This window comes from Pseudomonas sp. 2848, from assembly GCF_003253945.1.
Classification (GTDB): Bacteria; Pseudomonadota; Gammaproteobacteria; order Pseudomonadales; family Pseudomonadaceae; genus Aquipseudomonas.
In genome coordinates this window covers 199,957-218,070 of record NZ_QKZD01000010.1, presented here as the reverse complement: position 1 = coordinate 218,070, position 18,114 = coordinate 199,957, and the positions used below count along the sequence as shown (strand labels likewise).

17 protein-coding genes, 1 tRNA gene and 2 pseudogenes are annotated in these 18,114 nt (G+C 65.1%); 15 read left to right on the top strand and 5 right to left on the bottom strand.

Going from position 1 to position 18,114, the window contains the following annotated elements:
• Window positions 1–4 precede the first annotated feature (4 nt).
• From DFS21_RS20560 to DFS21_RS27060, 14 genes and pseudogenes are all read left to right on the top strand, one after another.
• Window positions 5–637, top strand: coding sequence for a hypothetical protein (locus DFS21_RS20560; RefSeq protein WP_110698681.1), 633 nt, complete (start codon window positions 5–7; stop codon window positions 635–637).
• 106 nt (window positions 638–743) lie between these two features.
• The gene (locus DFS21_RS20555; protein WP_110698679.1) at window positions 744–1,358 is read left to right on the top strand and encodes a YjfI family protein; all 615 of its coding nucleotides are present in this window, start codon (window positions 744–746) and stop codon (window positions 1,356–1,358) included.
• Window positions 1,359–1,374: 16 nt separating this feature from the next.
• A complete protein-coding gene (locus tag DFS21_RS20550) occupies window positions 1,375–2,076 on the top strand; it encodes a PspA/IM30 family protein (RefSeq protein ID WP_046856319.1) in 702 nt (233 codons plus the stop codon).
• A 208-nt stretch (window positions 2,077–2,284) separates the two neighbouring features.
• On the top strand, window positions 2,285–2,941 hold the full coding sequence (locus tag DFS21_RS20545) for a DUF2491 family protein (protein ID WP_178082045.1): 657 nt from the start codon (window positions 2,285–2,287) through the stop codon (window positions 2,939–2,941).
• Window positions 2,942–2,953: 12 nt separating this feature from the next.
• Window positions 2,954–3,379, top strand: a complete 426-nt coding sequence (locus DFS21_RS20540; protein WP_023631082.1) for a DUF350 domain-containing protein — start codon at window positions 2,954–2,956, stop codon at window positions 3,377–3,379.
• Window positions 3,380–3,404: 25 nt separating this feature from the next.
• On the top strand, window positions 3,405–4,157 hold the full coding sequence (locus DFS21_RS20535) for a DUF1190 domain-containing protein (RefSeq protein ID WP_062359546.1): 753 nt from the start codon (window positions 3,405–3,407) through the stop codon (window positions 4,155–4,157).
• 2 nt (window positions 4,158–4,159) lie between these two features.
• Window positions 4,160–5,317: a glutathionylspermidine synthase family protein gene (locus DFS21_RS20530; protein WP_110698677.1), complete on the top strand. Its 1,158-nt coding sequence runs from the start codon at window positions 4,160–4,162 to the stop codon at window positions 5,315–5,317.
• Window positions 5,318–5,639: 322 nt separating this feature from the next.
• On the top strand, window positions 5,640–6,125 hold the full coding sequence (locus DFS21_RS20525; RefSeq protein ID WP_110698675.1) for a formate dehydrogenase subunit gamma: 486 nt from the start codon (window positions 5,640–5,642) through the stop codon (window positions 6,123–6,125).
• Window positions 6,119–7,663, top strand: coding sequence for an NADH-quinone oxidoreductase subunit NuoF (locus DFS21_RS20520; RefSeq protein WP_111533001.1), 1,545 nt, complete (start codon window positions 6,119–6,121; stop codon window positions 7,661–7,663). The genes DFS21_RS20525 and DFS21_RS20520 overlap by 7 nt, the downstream gene beginning before the upstream one ends.
• Complete coding sequence (fdhF, locus tag DFS21_RS20515; protein ID WP_111533000.1) at window positions 7,660–10,536, top strand: formate dehydrogenase subunit alpha; 2,877 nt, start codon at window positions 7,660–7,662, stop codon at window positions 10,534–10,536. The genes DFS21_RS20520 and fdhF overlap by 4 nt, the downstream gene beginning before the upstream one ends.
• Entirely contained in the window at window positions 10,533–10,736 is a 204-nt protein-coding gene (locus DFS21_RS20510) for a formate dehydrogenase subunit delta (protein ID WP_110698669.1), read from the top strand. Before fdhF ends, DFS21_RS20510 begins: the two co-directional genes overlap by 4 nt.
• A gap of 242 nt (window positions 10,737–10,978) precedes the next feature.
• On the top strand, window positions 10,979–12,790 hold the full coding sequence (locus DFS21_RS20505) for an ABC transporter ATP-binding protein/permease (protein WP_111532999.1): 1,812 nt from the start codon (window positions 10,979–10,981) through the stop codon (window positions 12,788–12,790).
• A gap of 77 nt (window positions 12,791–12,867) precedes the next feature.
• Window positions 12,868–13,035: a YhfG family protein gene (locus tag DFS21_RS20500; protein WP_102684523.1), complete on the top strand. Its 168-nt coding sequence runs from the start codon at window positions 12,868–12,870 to the stop codon at window positions 13,033–13,035.
• Window positions 13,036–13,037: 2 nt separating this feature from the next.
• Window positions 13,038–13,118 (top strand): annotated as a pseudogene (locus tag DFS21_RS27060) (cell filamentation protein Fic); the annotation flags it as partial.
• On the opposite strand, the pseudogene DFS21_RS27055 reads toward DFS21_RS27060, so the two are convergent.
• The 3 genes and pseudogenes from DFS21_RS27055 to DFS21_RS20480 all read right to left on the bottom strand — a co-directional run.
• Window positions 13,092–13,283: pseudogene (locus DFS21_RS27055) on the bottom strand (MFS transporter); the annotation flags it as partial. The pseudogenes DFS21_RS27060 and DFS21_RS27055 overlap by 27 nt on opposite strands.
• Before the next feature lie 120 nt (window positions 13,284–13,403).
• Window positions 13,404–14,477: a cell division protein ZapE gene (zapE, locus tag DFS21_RS20485; RefSeq protein WP_110698665.1), complete on the bottom strand. Its 1,074-nt coding sequence runs from the start codon at window positions 14,475–14,477 to the stop codon at window positions 13,404–13,406.
• Window positions 14,478–14,583: 106 nt separating this feature from the next.
• Window positions 14,584–14,826 carry a hypothetical protein gene (locus DFS21_RS20480; protein WP_110698664.1) on the bottom strand — a complete coding sequence of 81 codons (243 nt, stop codon included), beginning with the start codon at window positions 14,824–14,826 and terminating at the stop codon, window positions 14,584–14,586.
• Window positions 14,827–15,117: 291 nt separating this feature from the next.
• On the opposite strand from DFS21_RS20480, the gene DFS21_RS20475 reads away from it, so the two are divergent.
• Window positions 15,118–15,192 (top strand) — tRNA-Gln (locus DFS21_RS20475).
• 54 nt (window positions 15,193–15,246) lie between these two features.
• On the opposite strand, the gene DFS21_RS20470 is transcribed toward DFS21_RS20475, so the two are convergent.
• Window positions 15,247–17,631, bottom strand: coding sequence for a response regulator (locus DFS21_RS20470; protein WP_110698662.1), 2,385 nt, complete (start codon window positions 17,629–17,631; stop codon window positions 15,247–15,249).
• Between the two features lie 10 nt (window positions 17,632–17,641).
• Window positions 17,642–18,103: a response regulator gene (locus tag DFS21_RS20465; RefSeq protein WP_102684529.1), complete on the bottom strand. Its 462-nt coding sequence runs from the start codon at window positions 18,101–18,103 to the stop codon at window positions 17,642–17,644.
• Window positions 18,104–18,114 lie beyond the last annotated feature (11 nt).

Genomic DNA, 18,114 nt, shown 5'->3' with positions numbered 1-18,114 from the left:
AAGCATGAATATCCTGTTCGAGGGCGACACCGGCCAGGCCCTGTGCGAGCGTTGCCAGGCATTGGTCGCCATGCATTACACCCGGCGCGACGTGCCTTTCAGTGATGGCCTGGGCGTGGCACGGGACATCCTGGTGGGCGTGTGCGACGGCTGCGATACGGTGGTGGCCATCCCGCCGCAGTCCACCCCGGCTATCCGCGAGGCGCGCAAGCAGCAGCTCAAGTCCATCGAGGCGCGGCTGCCGGCGGTGTATCTCGATGTGCTCGACGCGGCGATGCAAGCGGTCAGCAGCGAGGCGGGGGCACACTTGCGCAAGCTGTTCCTCGCCCATTATTTCCATTGGCTGGTGCAGGCCCGCCAGGGGGCGGGTCTGCAACCCGGCCACGAGGCCTTCGTCCAGGCACTCGACGCGCAGCGGCGTCAGAGGGGGCTGCCGGCGTCTGGAGCCACGCGGCGGCTGTCGATGAAGGTCAACGCGCACATGGCCGAGGATTTCCTGACGCTGCTGGGGCAAACCCGGATGAGCCAAACCGAGCTACTCAAGGCGGTGATCGCAAGGATCCAGATGGATGTGCTCGAGACGCGTGATCCGCAGGTGATCGAGGCGCTGCAGCGGCTGACGCGAGTGGCGGGATAAGTTGGGGCGAGCGCACCGCGCCGGCATCGCTCCTCACATGTGATGCTTGCGCAGCTCGTGATCCAGGCGTAACGTGCATCACATGTGAGACAAGGACACCCCTTCGATGGCAGGCAAGAAAAGCTCCACCGACTACATGCGTGACATGCGCGCCCGGCTCAAGGCCGCGGGCCTGGTCAAGCGTGAGCTGTGGATCCTGCCCGAGCACGCCGCCGCCCTGCGCGGCATCGAGAAGGCTTTACGTCAGCCCCACGCGGGCAAACAGGTCAGAACGGAGGATTTCATGACCGAGCACACCCACTGGACGATCGAAACGCTGCACGGCGCCCTGCAAGGCCTGGACGAGGTGCGTGACGAGTCGATCGGCCTGTCCCTGCAACAGGGCGCCGAGCCCAGCCTCAAGCTGGTGATGAACGAACTGGACGGCCTGCCGCTGTACATCGCCGTGGCCGGTGAGCAGATCCTGGTCGATACGCTGCTGGTGGAAGCCAGCCAAGTGAAAGACCGCGCAGCATTCAACGATGCGGTGCTGCGCACCCGCGACGTGTTCCCGCTGTCGTCGATCGGCCTGCACACACTGCCTTCGGGCGAGTCGGTGTACACCATGTTCGGCGCCCTGAGCGCGGCCTCGTCGCTGGACAATATCGTCCAGGAGATCCACACCCTGGCCGACAACGTCATCACCGCCGCCGAAGATTTTGAAGACTACTTCACCCACTGATTCCGGAGATTGCACCATGAGTTTGTTGAGAAAGATCGTCACCGCCCTGCGTGGCGGCGCTTCGGAAGTCGGTGAGGCGATCGTCGACTCCCAGGCCCTGCGCATCCTCGACCAGGAGATCCGCGACGCGGACAACAACCTGATCGATGCGCGCAACCAGCTGGTCAAGATCATGGCCAAGCACAAGACCGCGCAGCAGCGCATCACCGAGTTCGACAAGACCATCGGCGACTGGGAGCAGAAGGCCATTGCCGCGCTGGACAAGGGCGAGGAGGGCCTGGCCCACGAGTGCGCGGCGCGCATCGCCGACCTGACCAACCAGCGTGACAGCGAGCAGGCGCTGGCCGACCAGTTCGGTGCGTCGGTGACGACCCTGACCGCAACCGTGAGCAAGACCGAGGCGCAGATCAAGGGCCTCAAGCAGCAGGTAGACCTGGTCAAGGCCCGCGAGAGCGTGCAGCGTGCCCAGGTCAGTGCGGCCTCGGCCACCGGTGGTGCCAATGGCAGCCTGGAAACGGCGGTCGGCTCGCTGGACCGCATCAAGAAGCGTCAGACGGAGCGTGCCGCCGAGCTGGAAGCGGCGGCGGAACTGGCAGGCAAGGCTGACGGCAGCGATCTGGAAGCACGCCTGAAGTCGGCCGGGATCGGCGCCAGTAACAGTGGTGCCGACGATGTGCTGGCACGCTTGAAGGCCAAGGCGGCCAAGCCGGCGGAGTGATTCGTTGACCGGGCTTGGTCCACTGGCGTGAAACCCGCGCCAGACCCGTTGGCGGGGCGCACGAAAAGCAGTATCGTGTCGCCCCCGCCAAAGGACTGCCGCGACCCAAGGGATTTTCAATGTCGCCTTCTCCCGACAGGCCCAGCCTGTTCGCTACAGCTCCGCGATTGGCTCCTGTTCCGTCCCCCTTTCACCCAGGAGATGCCCCGTGGGTTGGTTGAAACGCTTCATGGGCTTCGAAGCCCCCAAACCTGCCGCCGGTAGCCAGGCCCAAGGCAACCAGCCATTTGGCCTGGGTAGCGGGCGCATGCTCAAGCTCGATCGCTCGCTCAAACTGCTGCTCGACGGGCATTCCGAGCTGGAGGTCCCCGAGCAGGAAGTGGTCTGGGCGGTCGGTGAAGTCGACCTAGGCCAGTCGGTGCGCCTGGCGCGCTTCTATATGGAAGACGAGGACTACTGGCTGCAGGTGGTGATGAACGGCGCGTCCGCTGACGATGTCCGTGACATCATCCTGTTCGGTTATTACAGCGTGGTGCCGGTCACCAGCGACGCCGAACTCAAGCGCCTGGTCGGCCCCGAGTCGAACATCGGCCTGCCGTACTACGAGCACGAAGGCTACGAGTTCGTTCGCCAGTGGGGCAGCGAAGAGGGACAGACCGAGCTCACGCCGATCAGCGAGTGGGTCACCAGCCCCGAGACCAGCTACCGCATCCAGCACCTGTCGATGCTGTATGCCCGCGAAACCGGCCTGACCGACCGCCGCGAATTCCTCCTGCTGTCGGTGGAGGAAGACGAGGACGGCAATGTCAGCCTGACCACTTCGGTGGGTGTCACCCTGCAATCAACGGACTTCAACGTCATCTGACAAGGATTCACCATGCTCGACGCACTTCGCATGTCGCTCAACGCCCAGGCAGTGATCGGCTTCATTCTCTACATCAGCGTGGCGCTGGTGCTGTTCTGGCTGTTCCAGTTCATCTATACGCACCTTACCCCGCACCGCGAATTCGCCCTGATCCGCGACAACAACAGCGCTGCGGCCATCGCCCTGGGCGGTGCGCTGATCGGTTTCTCGCTGCCGGCCAGCAACATCATCGCCTACAGCGTCAGCCTGCTCGACTTCGTGGTCTGGGTGGTGATCGCCGCCGTGGTGCAACTGCTCGCCTTCGGGATCACAAGCCTGGTGCTCAAGGGCTTGGCCAGCCGCATCGCCAAGGGCGAGATGGCCGCCGCGATCTACGCCGCCGCCGTGGCGATCAGCGTGGGCTTCCTCAATTCGGCCTGCATGACCCCGTCGGTCTGAGCCGTTTGCGCGCAAGGAGCCATACATGAGACGCAGTTCCGTCAAGCTGGTGCTGGCCAGTTCCCTGCCGCTGGCGCTCACCGCGTGCAGCGCGCCCGAGGAGACCTACACGGTCAGCAAGCGCAGCAACTACACCACCGTCCAGGCCTGTGTCGATGACAAGATGCCGGTGGACGTGTGTTCCGACGCCTACATGCAGGCGTTGGCCGACCACCGCCGCATCGCCCCGACCTATGGTGACAAGGCTGCCTGCGAGGCTGACTTCGTGCCGGACTACTGCCAGGTCACCAGCGATAACCGCTACATGCCGCGCCTCGGTGGTTTCGAGCTGGCGGTGTCGGGCGAGGTCAGCCAGTCCCAGGTCGATGCGGCCCGCGCCCAGGTCGAGAACAGCGGCCAGGCCAGCAGCGGCGGCAGCAATTTCAACGGCCTGCTTACCGGCCTGCTGCTTGGCCAGGTACTCAGCGGCGGCAATCGCCAGTACTACTCGCAGCCGGTCTACCAGTACCGTGACAGCAGCGGTGGCTACCGCAGCACCACACTCGGCCAGCAGATCGACCAGGGCAAGCGCTTCGAGCGCTCAGACCAGGCCCAGCAGAGCGGTGGCAGCTACTCCAGCTACTACTCCGGCAGTTCCAGCGGCCGCAGCTACAAGTCCAGCACCTCGACCCGCTCCAGCGTGTCCTCGTCGATCTCCCGTGGCGGCTTCGGCAGCCAGGCCACTGCGCGCAGCGGCTGGGGCGGCAAGAGCAGCGGCGGCTTCAGCTTCGGCGGTTGAACATGCGCAAGGTCCACTGCGACGAACGCCCGGACTGGTGCGCCACCGCCGAGCGTGAGGGCTTCGCCTTCCACACCATCGACGGTGAGCGCTACTGGGATGAGCGCGGTTACTACCAGTTCAGTGAGGCCCAGGTCAGCCGTGACCTGGAGGCGCCCACCCAGGAGCTGCACGCGATGTGCCTGGACGCGGTGGCGCGCATCGTCGACAGCGAAGCGCTGATGACCCGCCTGGCGATTCCGCCGGCGTTCTTCGACCTGGTGCGTCGTTCATGGAAGGAGGGGCATCCACACCTCTACGGGCGTTTCGACTTCAGTTACGACGGCACGGGCCCAGCCAAGCTGATCGAGGCCAACTACGACACGCCGACCTCGCTGTACGAAGCCGCGGCGTTCCAGCTGATCTGGCTTGAGCAGCAGATCGAGCGCGGCGTGCTGCCGGCCCATGCCAGCCAGTTCAACACCCTGGCTGAAGACCTGGTGCGGGCTTTTGCCGCCTTCGAACGTGAAAGCCCGTTCTACTTCTCGGCCATCGGCGGTTCGATCGAGGACCGCGGCACCACTGATTTCCTGCGCAAGATGGCTGGGCACGTGGGTATCAGTACCCGGCATATCGACCTGGAGGATATCGGTCTGAACGACGAGGGGCGTTTCGTCGACCTCGAGGGCCGACCGATCCCGCGCCTGTTCAAGCTGCACGCCTGGGAGCATATCTTCCACGAGGACTTCGGCCAGGCCATCGCCGGTTGCGATACCCAGTTCGTCGAGCCAGCGTGGAAATCGCTGATCTCCAACAAGGGCATCTTGCCGTTGTTGTGGGAATGGCATGAGGGCCACCCGAACCTGTTGCCGGCCTTCCTCGACGAAGACCCCCGGCGGCCGGTGCCCAAGGGCTGGGTGCGCAAGCCGTACTTCTCCCGCGAGGGGGCCAACGTGGATATCCGCACCACCGATGACCAGCGGGTGTTCGAGGACGGACCCTACGACGATGCGCCGTATATCCTGCAAGGTTTCGCGCCTTTGCCGAAGTTCGGTGACAGCTACACCTTGATCGGCTCGTGGGTGGTCGGTGATCTGGCCTCGGGGATCGGCATTCGTGAAGACGACACCTTGATTACCAAGGACAGCTCGCGGTTCCTGCCGCATGTGGTCGTGGACTGACCGGCTGCGCTGTCGCGACAGCGACGTAGCAAGCGTCGTCAGCGTGGCAGCGGGCTGATCACAACGTTACGATCGCTCCACCGATGATGGCATCTCCCACTGGTCGGTTTCAGGACGCGCCGGGTCGCCCGCGCACAACCTCTTCGCGCAATAGCTGCCATGCTCTGAGGATGCCCGTGGACCGCGCGCAGCAAGACGCATGGCCACAGGCAAGGAGGGTGCCTGGCTTGCCGCCACCGTGACACGGCAGGCGCACCGCAGCTGAACACCGCCGGACACTGGCCCGCGATCAGGGTCGGGCCGGGTTGCCGAGGTCTGCTGTATGCCTGATGAGTTGAACCACTTGCCGTTGATCCAGCGTGTCCTGGCCCGTGAAAAGGACACCCCCGGCGCCTTGTTGCCGATTCTCCACGCCATCCAGACCGGCGCCGGCTACATCCCTGACATCGCCGTCGCCGAGATCGCCCATGCCCTCAACCTCAGCCAGGCCGAGGTGCGCGGGGTGCTCAGCTTCTACCACGATTTCCGTACCTCGCCGCCGGCCCGCCATACCCTGCGCCTGTGCCGCGCCGAGTCCTGCCAGAGCCGTGGCGCGGAGGCGCTGGCCGCGCAATTGCGCGAGCAGCTCGGGCTGGATGATCACGGCCGCAGCGAAGACGGTGCGCTCGACCTGCGCCCGGTGTACTGCCTGGGTGCCTGTGCCTGCTCGCCGGCGTTGGAGCTCGATGGCCAGCTCCACGCCCGCGTTACCCCGGAGCGCCTGCGGGCGCTGGTGGCGAGCTGCCGAGAGGAGGTGAAGGCATGTTGAACCTGTGCATCTCCTGTGATTCGCTGGCCCGTGCAGTCGGTGCCGACCAAGTGGCCGATGCGGTGGTCCGCGAGGCGGGGCAGCGCAACCTGCCGATACGCATCAAGCGCACCAGCTCCCGTGGCCTGTATTGGCTGGAGCCGCTGGTGGAACTGGACACCGCGCAAGGCCGGCTGGGCTTCGGGCCGGTAGCGCCCGAGGATGTCCCCGGTTTGCTCGATGCCCTGGCGGGCGACCACGCCGGCCATGCGCTGGCGCTGGGGCCGGTCGAGGACATTCCCTACCTGAAAACCCAGCAGCGCCTGTTGTTCGCTCGCGCCGGCATCACCCGGCCGCTGTCGCTGGATGACTATCACGCCAACGGTGGCTTCGAGGGGCTGCGCCAGGCCACCCTGCTGGACGGCGACGAAGTGGTCGCGGCAGTGCTCGATTCGGGCCTGCGTGGCCGAGGTGGCGCGGCCTTCCCGGCGGGCATCAAGTGGCGCACCGTGCGCCAGGCGCCGGCCGGGCAGAAGTACGTGGTGTGCAACGCCGACGAGGGTGACTCCGGTACCTTCGCCGACCGCATGCTGATGGAGGGCGACCCGTTCCTGCTGATCGAGGGCATGATCATCGCCGGCCTCGCCGTGGGGGCGAGCAAGGGCTACATCTATGTGCGCTCGGAGTACCCCGATGCCGTGCGCGCGCTCAACGAGGCGATCCTGCTGGCCCGCGAGGCCGGTTACCTGGATGTCGCCGGCAGCGGCGTGGCCTTCGACCTGGAGGTGCGGGTCGGCGCGGGAGCCTATATCTGTGGCGAGGAAACCGCGCTGCTCGAATCCCTGGAGGGCAAGCGCGGCATCGTCCGCGCAAAACCCCCGTTGCCGGCGCTGGAGGGCCTGTTCGGTCAACCGACGCTGGTGCACAACGTGCTCACCCTGGCCTCGGTACCGATCATCCTGGCCAAGGGCGCGGCCTATTACCGCGATTTCGGCATGGGCCGCTCGCTCGGCACCCTGCCGTTCCAGCTGGCCGGCAATATCCGCCATGGCGGGCTGGTGGAGCGCGCTTTCGGCCTGACCCTGCGCGAGCTGGTGGATGGCTACGGTGGCGGCACCGCCAGTGGCCGGCCGATCAAGGCAGCGCAGGTCGGCGGCCCGCTGGGTGCCTGGGTGCCGCCCGAACAGTTCGACACGCCGCTGGACTACGAGGCCTTCGCTGCCATTGGCGCGATGCTCGGCCATGGCGGCGTGGTACTGGCCGACGACACCCTGAACATGGCCGGCATGGCCCGCTTCGCCCTGCAGTTCTGCGCCGAAGAATCCTGCGGCAAGTGCACGCCGTGCCGGATCGGTTCGACCCGAGGCGTGGAAGTGGTCGACCGGCTGATCGCCAGCACCGACCCGGCCTACCGCGAAAGCCAGGCGGGGTTGCTGCGCGACCTGTGCGACACGATGCAATACGGCTCGCTGTGCGCCATGGGTGGGATGACCCCGTACCCGGTGGCCAGCGCCCTCAAGCACTTCCCCGCCGATTTCGGCCTGGAGGCCGCGCAATGATCAATTACTTCGACCCCAGCAGCGACCTCGACCTGGGTACCCCGCAACGCATCAGCGAGGTGCAGGTCAGCCTGGTCATCGACGGCCGTTCGATCAGTGTGCCCGCCGGCACCTCGGTGATGCGCGCCGCGGCCATGCTCGGCGCCAGCATCCCCAAACTGTGCGCCACCGACAGCCTCGAGGCCTTCGGCTCGTGCCGCATGTGCATGGTCGAGATCGATGGCATGCGCGGCTACCCGGCCTCCTGCACCACCCCGGTAGGAGAGGGCATGGTGGTGCGCACGCAGACGCCACGCCTGGCCGACCTGCGCCGCAACGTGATGGAACTGTATATCTCCGACCATCCGCTGGACTGCCTGACCTGTTCGGCCAACGGCAACTGCGAGCTACAGACCGTCGCCGGCCAGGTCGGGCTGCGCGAGGTGCGTTATGGCTACGACGGCGCCAATCACCTGGACGAACACAAGGATATGTCCAACCCGTACTTCGACTACGAGCCGAGCAAGTGCATTGTCTGCAGTCGCTGCGTGCGTGCCTGCGAAGACATCCAGGGCACCTTCGCCCTGACCATCACCGGGCGTGGTTTCGAGTCGCGGGTGGCGGCGGCCGGCGGTGACGATTTCCTCAGCTCCGAATGCGTGTCCTGCGGCGCCTGCGTGCAGGCCTGCCCGACGGCGACCCTGAGCGAGAAAAGCCTCATCCAGCTCGGCCAGCCCGAGCGCGCGGTGATCACCACCTGTGCCTATTGCGGCGTGGGCTGCTCGTTCCGCGCCGAGATGAAGGGCGACCAGCTGGTGCGCATGGTCCCGGACAAGAATGGCGGCGCCAACCACGGCCATGCCTGCGTCAAGGGCCGCTTCGCCTGGGGCTATGCCACGCACCCGGACCGCATCACCAGGCCGATGATCCGCAAACGCCTGGAGGATCCGTGGCAAGAGGTCAGCTGGGATGAGGCAGTCACTTATGCCGCCAGCGAGTTGCGACGCATCCAGCTCAAGTACGGGCGTGATTCCATCGGTGGGATCACCTCCAGCCGCTGCACCAACGAAGAGGCGTACCTGGTGCAGAAAATGGTGCGCACGGCCTTCGGCAACAATAACGTCGACACCTGCGCGCGGGTTTGCCATTCACCTACCGGCTATGGCCTCAAGCAGACCCTGGGCGAGTCCGCCGGTACCCAGAGCTTCGACTCGGTGATGCAGGCCGACGTGGTGCTGGTGATCGGCGCCAACCCCACCGACGCCCACCCGGTGTTCGGCTCGCAGCTCAAGCGCCGCCTGCGCCAGGGCGCGCGGCTGATCGTCATCGACCCACGGCGCATCGATCTGGTCGATTCACCCCATGCCCGCGCCGAACTGCACCTGCAACTGCGTCCGGGTACCAACGTGGCCATGCTCAACGCCCTGGCTCATGTGATCGTCAGCGAGGGCCTGCTCGACCAGCGCTTCATCGATGCCCGCTGCGAAACCGAGGACTTCGCGCGCTGGCGCGATTTTGTCGCCCAGCCCGACAATGCCCCTGAAGTGCTCGGCCCGGTGTGCGGCGTGCCCGCCGAGCAGATCCGCGCCGCCGCCCGGCTGTACGCCACCGGCGGCAATGCTGCGATCTACTATGGCCTGGGCGTGACCGAGCACAGCCAGGGCAGCACTGCGGTGATGGGCATCGCCAACCTGGCCATGGCCACCGGCAACATCGGCCGCGAAGGGGTGGGGGTGAACCCACTGCGCGGGCAGAACAACGTGCAGGGCTCGTGCGACATGGGTTCGTTCCCCCACGAGTTGCCCGGCTACCGGCACATCTCCAACGAAAGCGTGCGCGCCGAGTTCGAGCAGGCCTGGGGCGTGACCCTGCAGCCCGACCCGGGCCTGCGCATACCCAACATGTTCGAGGCTGCGCTGGATGGCAGCTTCAAGGCGCTGTACTGCCAGGGCGAGGATATCGCCCAGAGCGACCCCAATACCCAGCACGTCACCGCCGCGCTGTTGGCGATGGAGTGCGTGGTGGTACAGGACATTTTCCTCAACGAGACGGCCAAGTTCGCCCATGTGTTCCTGCCCGGCAGCTCGTTCCTCGAGAAGGACGGCACCTTCACCAATGCCGAGCGGCGTATCTCGCGGGTGCGCAAGGTCATGGAACCGCTGGCCGGCAAGGCCGACTGGGAGGCGACCCTGGCCTTGGCCGATGCCCTGGGCTATCACATGGACTACCAGCATCCATCGCAGATCATGGACGAGATCGCCCGCCTGACCCCGACGTTCCGCCGGGTCAGCTATGCCGAACTCGACCGCCACGGCAGCCTGCAGTGGCCATGTAACGACGCCGCTCCCGACGGCACGCCGACCATGCACATCGAGCAGTTCGTGCGCGGCAGGGGGCGCTTCATGCTCACCGGTTATGTGCCCACCGACGAGAAGGTCAACAGCCGCTACCCGCTGCTGCTGACCACCGGGCGCATCCTCAGCCAGTACAACGTCGGCGCGCAGACCCGGCGTACCGGCAACGTCGCCTGGCACAACGAGGACCGCCTGGAGATCCACCCCAGCGACGCCGAGAGCCGCGGCATCGCCGACGGCGATTGGGTGGGCGTGGGCAGCCGCTCCGGGCAGAGCGTGCTGCGCGCCAGGGTCAGCAGCCGGGTGGCGCCGGGGGTGGTGTACACAACGTTCCACTTCCCCGAGTCCGGGGCCAACGTGATCACCACCGACAACTCCGACTGGGCCACCAACTGCCCGGAATACAAGGTCACCGCAGTGGAAGTGGTGAAGGTGTTCCAGCCGTCGGAATGGCAGAAGCGCTATCAGAGTTTCAGTGACGAGCAGCGGCGCTTGCTCAAGGAGCGGCGTCAGTCGGAAAAGGCGAAGGTGCGCCCATGAGCAGCGACAATCTGGTCAAGATGGCCAACCAGATCGCTCATTACTTCGACAGTGAGCCGGATCATGCCAAGGCGGTGCAGGGGGTGAGGCAGCATCTGCAGAGCTTCTGGACGCCGGCCATGCGCCGGCAGTTACTGGAGTGGAACGAGGCCCACGCGGGGGAGGGGCTCGACCCCAAGGTACGGGAGGCACTGGCGTAGCACGCCTGCTCCCGCAGGATGGCGCATGGCTTGAGGCTGATGCGGTCGTTGTGGGAGCCGGCTTGCCGGCGATGCGCCGCGTCAGCGGTGCCCTGTGACCGCCGGCGGGCTCCCGCCCTGATCCAATCGCCAGCATTAGAATGTTGGCGCAGCGCATGGCTTGGATGAAATGTCCGTCATGTTCGCAGGGTTAACGAATAGCCGGTGCTACGCTCGCAAAAACACCCTGACGGAAGCCCACCATGGACATGAACTGGCACCAGGCCCTGCAAGCGAGCCTGAGCTGGCTGGCGATCGCCTCGTTGGTCACCTTTGGCTGCTTCATCGTCGCCGCCTTCCTGGCGGTGCGCTGCACCCGCTGGGGTGCTCAGTTCTGGCACCTGGCCGGACCTTATTTCAGTTGGCGCCGCAGCTGGCGCCCGCTGCTGGCCTTCGCCCTGCTGCTGGTGCTGACGTTGTTCGCGGTGCGCCTGAACGTGCTGTTCTCGTTCTGGTACAACGGTTTCTACAGTGCCTTGCAGGCCCTGGACCAGACGGCGTTCTGGTACATGCTCGGGGTGTTCGCGGTGCTGGCGACCATCCATGTACTGCGTTCGCTGTTCACCTTCTATGTGACCCAGGCGTTTAACATCCGCTGGCGGGTGTGGCTCACCGAGCGCCTGACCGCCGACTGGATGCACGGCGATGCCTACTACCGTGGGCAGTTTCTCGCAGAGCCCGTGGATAACCCCGACCAGCGTATCGAGCTGGACGTGAACAACTTTGTCACAGGTTCCGTTTCCCTGGCGTTGGGGGCGGTTGGCGCGGTGGTGTCGTTGGTGGCGTTCACCGGCATTCTCTGGGGCCTGTCGGCGCCACTGGCCGTGGCCGGCGTCGAAATCCCCCGGGCGATGGTGTTTGCTGTCTACATCTATGTGCTGATCGCCACCTGGATCGCCTTTCGCCTCGGCCAGCCGCTGATCCGCCTGAATTTCCTCAACGAAAAACTTACCGCCAACTTCCGCTACGCGCTCATGCGCTTGCGCGAGAACGCCGAGAACATCGCCTTCTACCAGGGCGCGCAGGTGGAGCGCGGCACCTTGCTTGGGCGTTTCTTCGCCTTGATCGGCAACGCCTGGGCCCTGGTATTCCGGAACCTCAAGTTCAGCGGGTTCAACCTGGGTGTAAGCCAGGTGGCGGTGGTGTTCCCGTTCATCCTCCAGGCGCCGCGCTTTTTCAGTGGTGCGATCAAGCTCGGCGACGTGATGCAGACCGCCCAGGCCTTCGGTCAGGTGCAGGATTCACTGTCGTTCTTCCGGGAGTCCTACGACACCTTCGCCCAGTATCGCGCCACCCTCGACCGTCTGACCGGGTTTCTCGATGCCAATCAGCAGGCCAGTGAGTTGCCACGGGTGACCACTGTGGACCAGGCGCATGCGCTGGGCATTCATGGCTTGCAGGTGCGTCGGCCCGACGGCCACGCGCTGATCACCGATCTCGACCTGAACCTGCACAGCGGCCAGGCGCTGCTGATCAAGGGACCTTCGGGCAGCGGCAAGACCACCTTGCTGCGCGCCCTGGCGGGCCTGTGGCCCCATGCCGACGGTGAGGTCAGGCGGCCGTTGGGAACTCAGGCGCTGTTTCTCTCGCAACGTCCGTACCTGCCATTGGGTGACCTGCGTACCGCCATCGCCTATCCGGCGCAGGGCGAGCCTGGGGACGATGCGCGCATGCAACAGGCCCTGCGCCAGGTCAATCTTGCCCACTTGGCCGAGCGACTGGACGAGCCGCGTGACTGGTCGCGCATCCTGTCGCTTGGCGAACAGCAGCGCCTGGCGTTTTCCCGGGTGCTGTTCAACCGGCCGCAGGTGGTGTTCCTCGACGAGTCGACTTCGGCCATGGACGAAGGGTTGGAGCATGCCTTGTATTCGCTGCTGCGTGAGGCGTTGCCGGCGACGCTGCTGGTCAGCGTCGGGCACCGCAGCACCCTGGCGGCGTTCCATTCCCATCGCCTGGAGGTGGACGGGCAGGGGGGCTGGTCGCTCCTGGAGCAACAGCCGGCCGTGCCAGCATAGGGCGTAGGGGAACATAGCACGGCATTGCTTGCGATCCGCTATAATCGCGGTGTGTTCACCCAGCAAGGTGTGTAAAGGTGAAAGGGATCAGCCTGGAAACCAAGAAGGCTTATTGCGCCAAGACGCGTCGTTCCAACTACCTGGCCAGCCTGAGGCTAGAGGGGTTCAGCGTGTCTCGGGACGCGGCCGAGCGTGAACTCCCGACCCGGGAGGAACTGCTGCATAAATACCGCAAGCAGCGTTGACGTTGGATAAGTACGGGGTAGGGCAGGATGCTTATTGCTATGCCGGCACCTCGGTCTTGCGCAATCGGCTTGATCAGGCCGACGGCCAGCACTAAGGTGCCGAGCACGCTGACCATGTACAGCGGGAGGAGGGCGTGGATCATCTCCGAAGAGACATCCATCAGTAGCGAGACAAAACCCAGGGCCCAGACGCTGCGGGGGATCAGCGCGAGGCTGTGGCGACGGCGCGAGTGCGGAACACTGTTCATGGGTGATCTCGGCGTTGCTCCGATTTCACTCTAGACAATAGCGGCCTCAACGCCGCATGAGCGCAAAAAGCGCCGCGAGTTATGGTCGTTATTTGTGAAACACCACACTAGCAGGGGCGCTCAGGCTGGCCCCTGCTGATGCAGCTGCCCCAGGCGGCTGCGTGTACGCATCAGATCGGCGATGGCGCCGCCCAGGCTTTTTTCCAGGGCCTGCTTGCCGATCACCAGCACCTCCCGGTCCTGGTCGTACAGCACATCCATCAGGTTGACGAAGCGCTGCTGCGCCGCCAGCGAGCACTCGGCCAGATCGTCCAGGCCGTCTATGATCCAGCGATCATAGCGCTCGGCCAGGGCCAGGTAATCGATCACTGCTGTCGGTTGTTCGCACAGATCGTCGAAGCTGAACATTACCTGGCGCCCCTCGCTGGCCAGGGCCCTCAGGGAACGTTTGTTGACCTCCAGCCCTACCGGCTGCGGCGCGGGCACCTGCAGAGCTCGGCGTTGCCCTGCATCTCCTGGCCAGACGTAGCAACCCCGGGTGAAGCGCTGGTGTTGGCGATTGGCTGGCAGGCTGCGAAAGTCGGTCTCTCCCCCTACCTCAAGCACTTGCATGCGGCTGTTGATCAGGCGGATCACCGGCAGGAAGCGCGCGTGGTACAGCGGGTTGGGCAGCAGCCCCTCAGGCGCGTAGTTGGACGTGACCAGCAGGAAAACGCCTCGTGCAAACAGGGCATCGAACAGCCGGGTGAGCAGCATGGCGTCGCCGATGTCATGGACGTGGAACTCGTCGAAGCACAGCACTTGGCAGTGGCCAAGCAGCGCGTCGAGGGTCGCCCCCAGGGCATCGTCCTGCGCCCGGTTGTGATGCATGCCTTGGTGCAGGCGGGCGAAGAAATCGTGAAAATGCAGGCGGCGCTTGGCCGCCGTCGGCACGGCCTGGAAGAAGCCATCGAGCAGCCAGCTCTTGCCGCGTCCGACCGCGCCGTGCAGGTACAGGCTGCGCGTCGGACCCGCGTCGAAGCTGCCCAACAGCATGGCCATCGCCTCTATCACCTGAAGCTGCCCATCGCTCAGGGCATAGCCACGCTCGGTTGCCATTTTCTGGAAGTGGTCCAACAAGGTGGGAACCTTGTCCGGGGCACTGCGCAGGCGCTGGCCAATCTGGCGCAAGGACGGGGGAATCCAGGTGGACAAGTGGCAGGCTCCTCGGGCCGAGTCTGGGGCAGGGCGCAGCTTGCGCGAAGCCGGGCATTTTGACCAATCGAGAATGTGCCGGGCAATGATCGCGAAAAGCGATAGGTCAGGTCCTGCGCTCGAGTCGGCGCTCGATCATGTACTTGACCGCCAGACGGCGCTCCTTGAGATGGCGCAGGTCTTCGTCCACAAAGTTGCCTGCCGAGATCGACTCTGCGGCCAGCACCTGGTTGTCGATGTCCAAGTACTCGTCCAGCAGGCGGTCGAGCTGCGGGTCCTGCTGACGGCGCTGCTGGACGATTTCGCGTGGGTAGTGCAGGTCCTGGTAGAGGTCATGGGAAACGGGCATGGCGTCCTCCTTGTGATGCGCCGATGGGCTCTATCTGATTGGAATGGAGGAATGCGATTGTGTTGAGGCGAGCCGGTGGAATTGCGACGAGCGGTTGTCGTAGGCGGCGCGAGAACCCTCTCGAAAGGTAGCTGATACAACTAACTTGCTGTTTTCGTGCGTCTTTTTCAAAAAAAAGCTTCCCACTTCGAAAAAAGGTTGTTAAAGTGCCGGCCATTCCCGAGCAGCAACACACGGAGCTGTCAGGGGGTTGTCAGTGAGGCGGTGATCAGTCATTCGCAGATCCGATACAGGGGCGTCGCCAAGCGGTAAGGCAGCAGGTTTTGATCCTGCCATGCGTTGGTTCGAATCCAGCCGCCCCTGCCATTTTAAAATTGTATCCTCTTCCCAATCGCCTTTCGGCGATTTTTTCGTTTCTGCCTACCTGTTTTCCAGCGACTCGGCCAGCACCTGGGCGAGGATGTGTTCGTGCACCGGTTTCTGCACCACCTGGCACCCCTGTAGCTCCAGCCCTTGCAGCTGGGCATAGCCGGTGAGGAACACCACGGGCAGGCGCGGAAAGCGCTCGCGGGCCGCCAGGGCCAGTTGGGCACCATTGAACTCTGGCATGGCGAAGTCGGTAAGCAGCAGGTCTATGCGTTCATCGAGCAGGGCCATGGCCTGGGTACCATTGTGTGCCTGGTGTACCTCGTAGCCCTGGCGCTGCAGCAGGTCGCCAATCATTTCGCGCACCAGATGGTCGTCGTCCACCAGCAGGATGTGACGCTCGGCCCCTTGGGCGAAATGCGGGCGCACATCGTCCTCGCCTGTAGTGAGTGAATCGGCACGGGCCTTTACCGCTGGCAGGTAGACACTGACCAGGGTGCCGCGGCCTGGCGTTGTATCGATGCGCACGCCACCGCCGATCTGTTTGGCGAAGCCGAACACCTGCGCCAGCCCCAGGCCCGAGCCCTTGCCGATATCCTTGGTGGTGAAGAACGGTTCGAAGGCTTTGGCCAGTACTTCCTCGCTCATGCCGCAGCCGCTGTCGCGGATACTCAGCACCACGTACTCACCGGGTTCCGGGTCCTCCGGGCGTTGTGGACGGGTATTGACCCGGGTGTTGCGCGTGGCCAGGGTGAGTTGGCCGCCCTCGGGCATGGCGTCGCGGGCGTTGATCGCCAGGTTGAGGATGATCATTTCGGTCTGGGTCGGGTCGGTCAGGGCTTGCCATAGCCCAGCATCGAGCTCCAGGCGCACTGCGACGCTGCCACCCAGGGTGCGGCGCAGCAGTTCTTCCAGCCCTGCCAATGTGCGGTTGAGGTTCAGCGGCACCGGCTCCAACCGTTGCTTGCGCGAAAACGCCAGCAACTGGGAGGTCAGCTTGGCCCCGCGCTCGCCCGCCTCACGAATGTGCTGCAGGCGCTTGTGTGCCTTGTCCAGCAGGCCTTTGTCCAAGTCGTTCTGCAGGAAGCTGGCACCGGTGAGGATCACCGTCAGCAGGTTGTTGAAATCGTGCGCCACGCCGGCCGTGAGCTGGCCGACCGCTTCCAGGCGCTGCATCTGCTGCAGCGCGGCCTCGATGCGTTCGCGCTCGGCGATCTGTTCGCGCAGGCGCTCGTTGGCCTCGGCCAGGTCCAGCACCGCTTCGCGTTCGCTGGAGATGTCGCGGGCGACCACATGCAGCAGGTTGTCGTCCGGCACCACCACCCACGACAGCCAGCGCTGCTGGCCTTCGGCATGCCGGATGCGGCCGACGAAGCGGGCGCTGGTGCGTCCCTGAGAGAGCGCGGCCAGCTCGGTGAGGAAGGTTTCCTGGTCGGCTTCCGGTAGCAGCTGCAGCAGCGAAATCTGCGCCAACCGCTCACGGGGAAAGCCCAGCGCGGCTTCCCAGGCCGGGTTGAGGGCTACCGGGGTCAGGTCCTTGTTGAGTACCGCCAGCAGGTCCTGGGACAGTTCCCAGGCACGGTCGCGCTCGCGGGTGCGGCGCTCGACCCGCTCGCCGAGCATCTCGTTGAGCTGCTCCAGCGCCCGGGTGGCCTGGCGCTGCTGGTGGATGTCCTGCAGCACCCCGGAAAAGCGCACGCACAGGCCGTCGATGAGTTGGGTCTGGCCGGTGGAGAGCAGCCAGCGCGGCTCCAGTGCGCCGGGTTGAGCGATACGGAACTCGGCCCGGTAATGGCCATCGCTGTCAGGGCGCATGGCCTGCTCGACGGCGTTGCGCACACGGGATTGGTCGTCGGGGTGGATGCCGGCGTAGAAGACCTCGATCGTCATTCGAGTGTCGCTGGGCAGGCCGAACAGCATCTTGCAGCGGTCGTCCCAGACCAGCTGTCCGTCCTGCGGGCGGTAGTCCCAAGTGCCCATGCCGGCGGCATCGATGGCGATGCGGGCGCGCGCCTCCGCCTCGGCCAGGGCCTCTTCAGCGCGGCGTCGGCGTTGGCGTTCCTGCACTTCGGTCAGCGCCCGGCGCACGGCCTTGGGCAGCAGCGGCAGGTTCTTCTTCAGGACGTAGTCGGTGGCGCCGAGGCGGATCATCTCCACCGCGTGTTCTTCGCCGTAGATGCCGGAGAGGAAGATGAACGGTATCTGAGGCGCCAGGCGTTGGGCGATGGCCAGCACGTCGGCGCCGGAGGAGCTCGGCAGCACGCAATCGCACAGGATCAGGTCGTAGGAAGACTCGCCCAGGGCATGCTCGGCACCGACATGGTCGAATACCAGCCGTGATTGCACCTGAAACCCGCTGCGCTCAAGGCGCATCAGGATCAGCTCGGCATCCATGGCGCTGTCTTCGACCATCAGCAGTTTCAGTGGAGTAAGCTGCATCGTGTCCGCCTCAGTTGCTGCCGCGACGGTTCAGGCGCAGCGAACCGGGTGGTGGTTCGTTGAGCACCGCCCAGAACATGCCCAGGTCGGAGATGGCGGTGACGAACTCCTTGAACTCCACAGGCTTGACCACATAGGCATTGACCCCGAGCTCATAGGCCCGGCTCAGGTCCGGCCCCTCGCGCGAGGACGTCAGCATGACGATGGGGATGCTGCGCAACTCGGCGGTTTCGCGCACCACCTTGAGGACTTCCAGGCCATCGACCTTGGGCAGCTTCAGGTCCAGCAGCATCACCGCCGGATTGCCGCCGTCGCGTCCGGCAAAGGCGTTGCGCCGCAGCAGGTAGTCCAGCGCATCGGCGCCGTCGCGCACGACGACCACCTCGTTGGCCAGCTGGCTGCGCTCAAGGGCGAGCAGGGTCAGTTCGAGGTCTCTGGGGTTGTCTTCGACCAGCAGGATAGGTTTGAGCATGATGTCCGGCC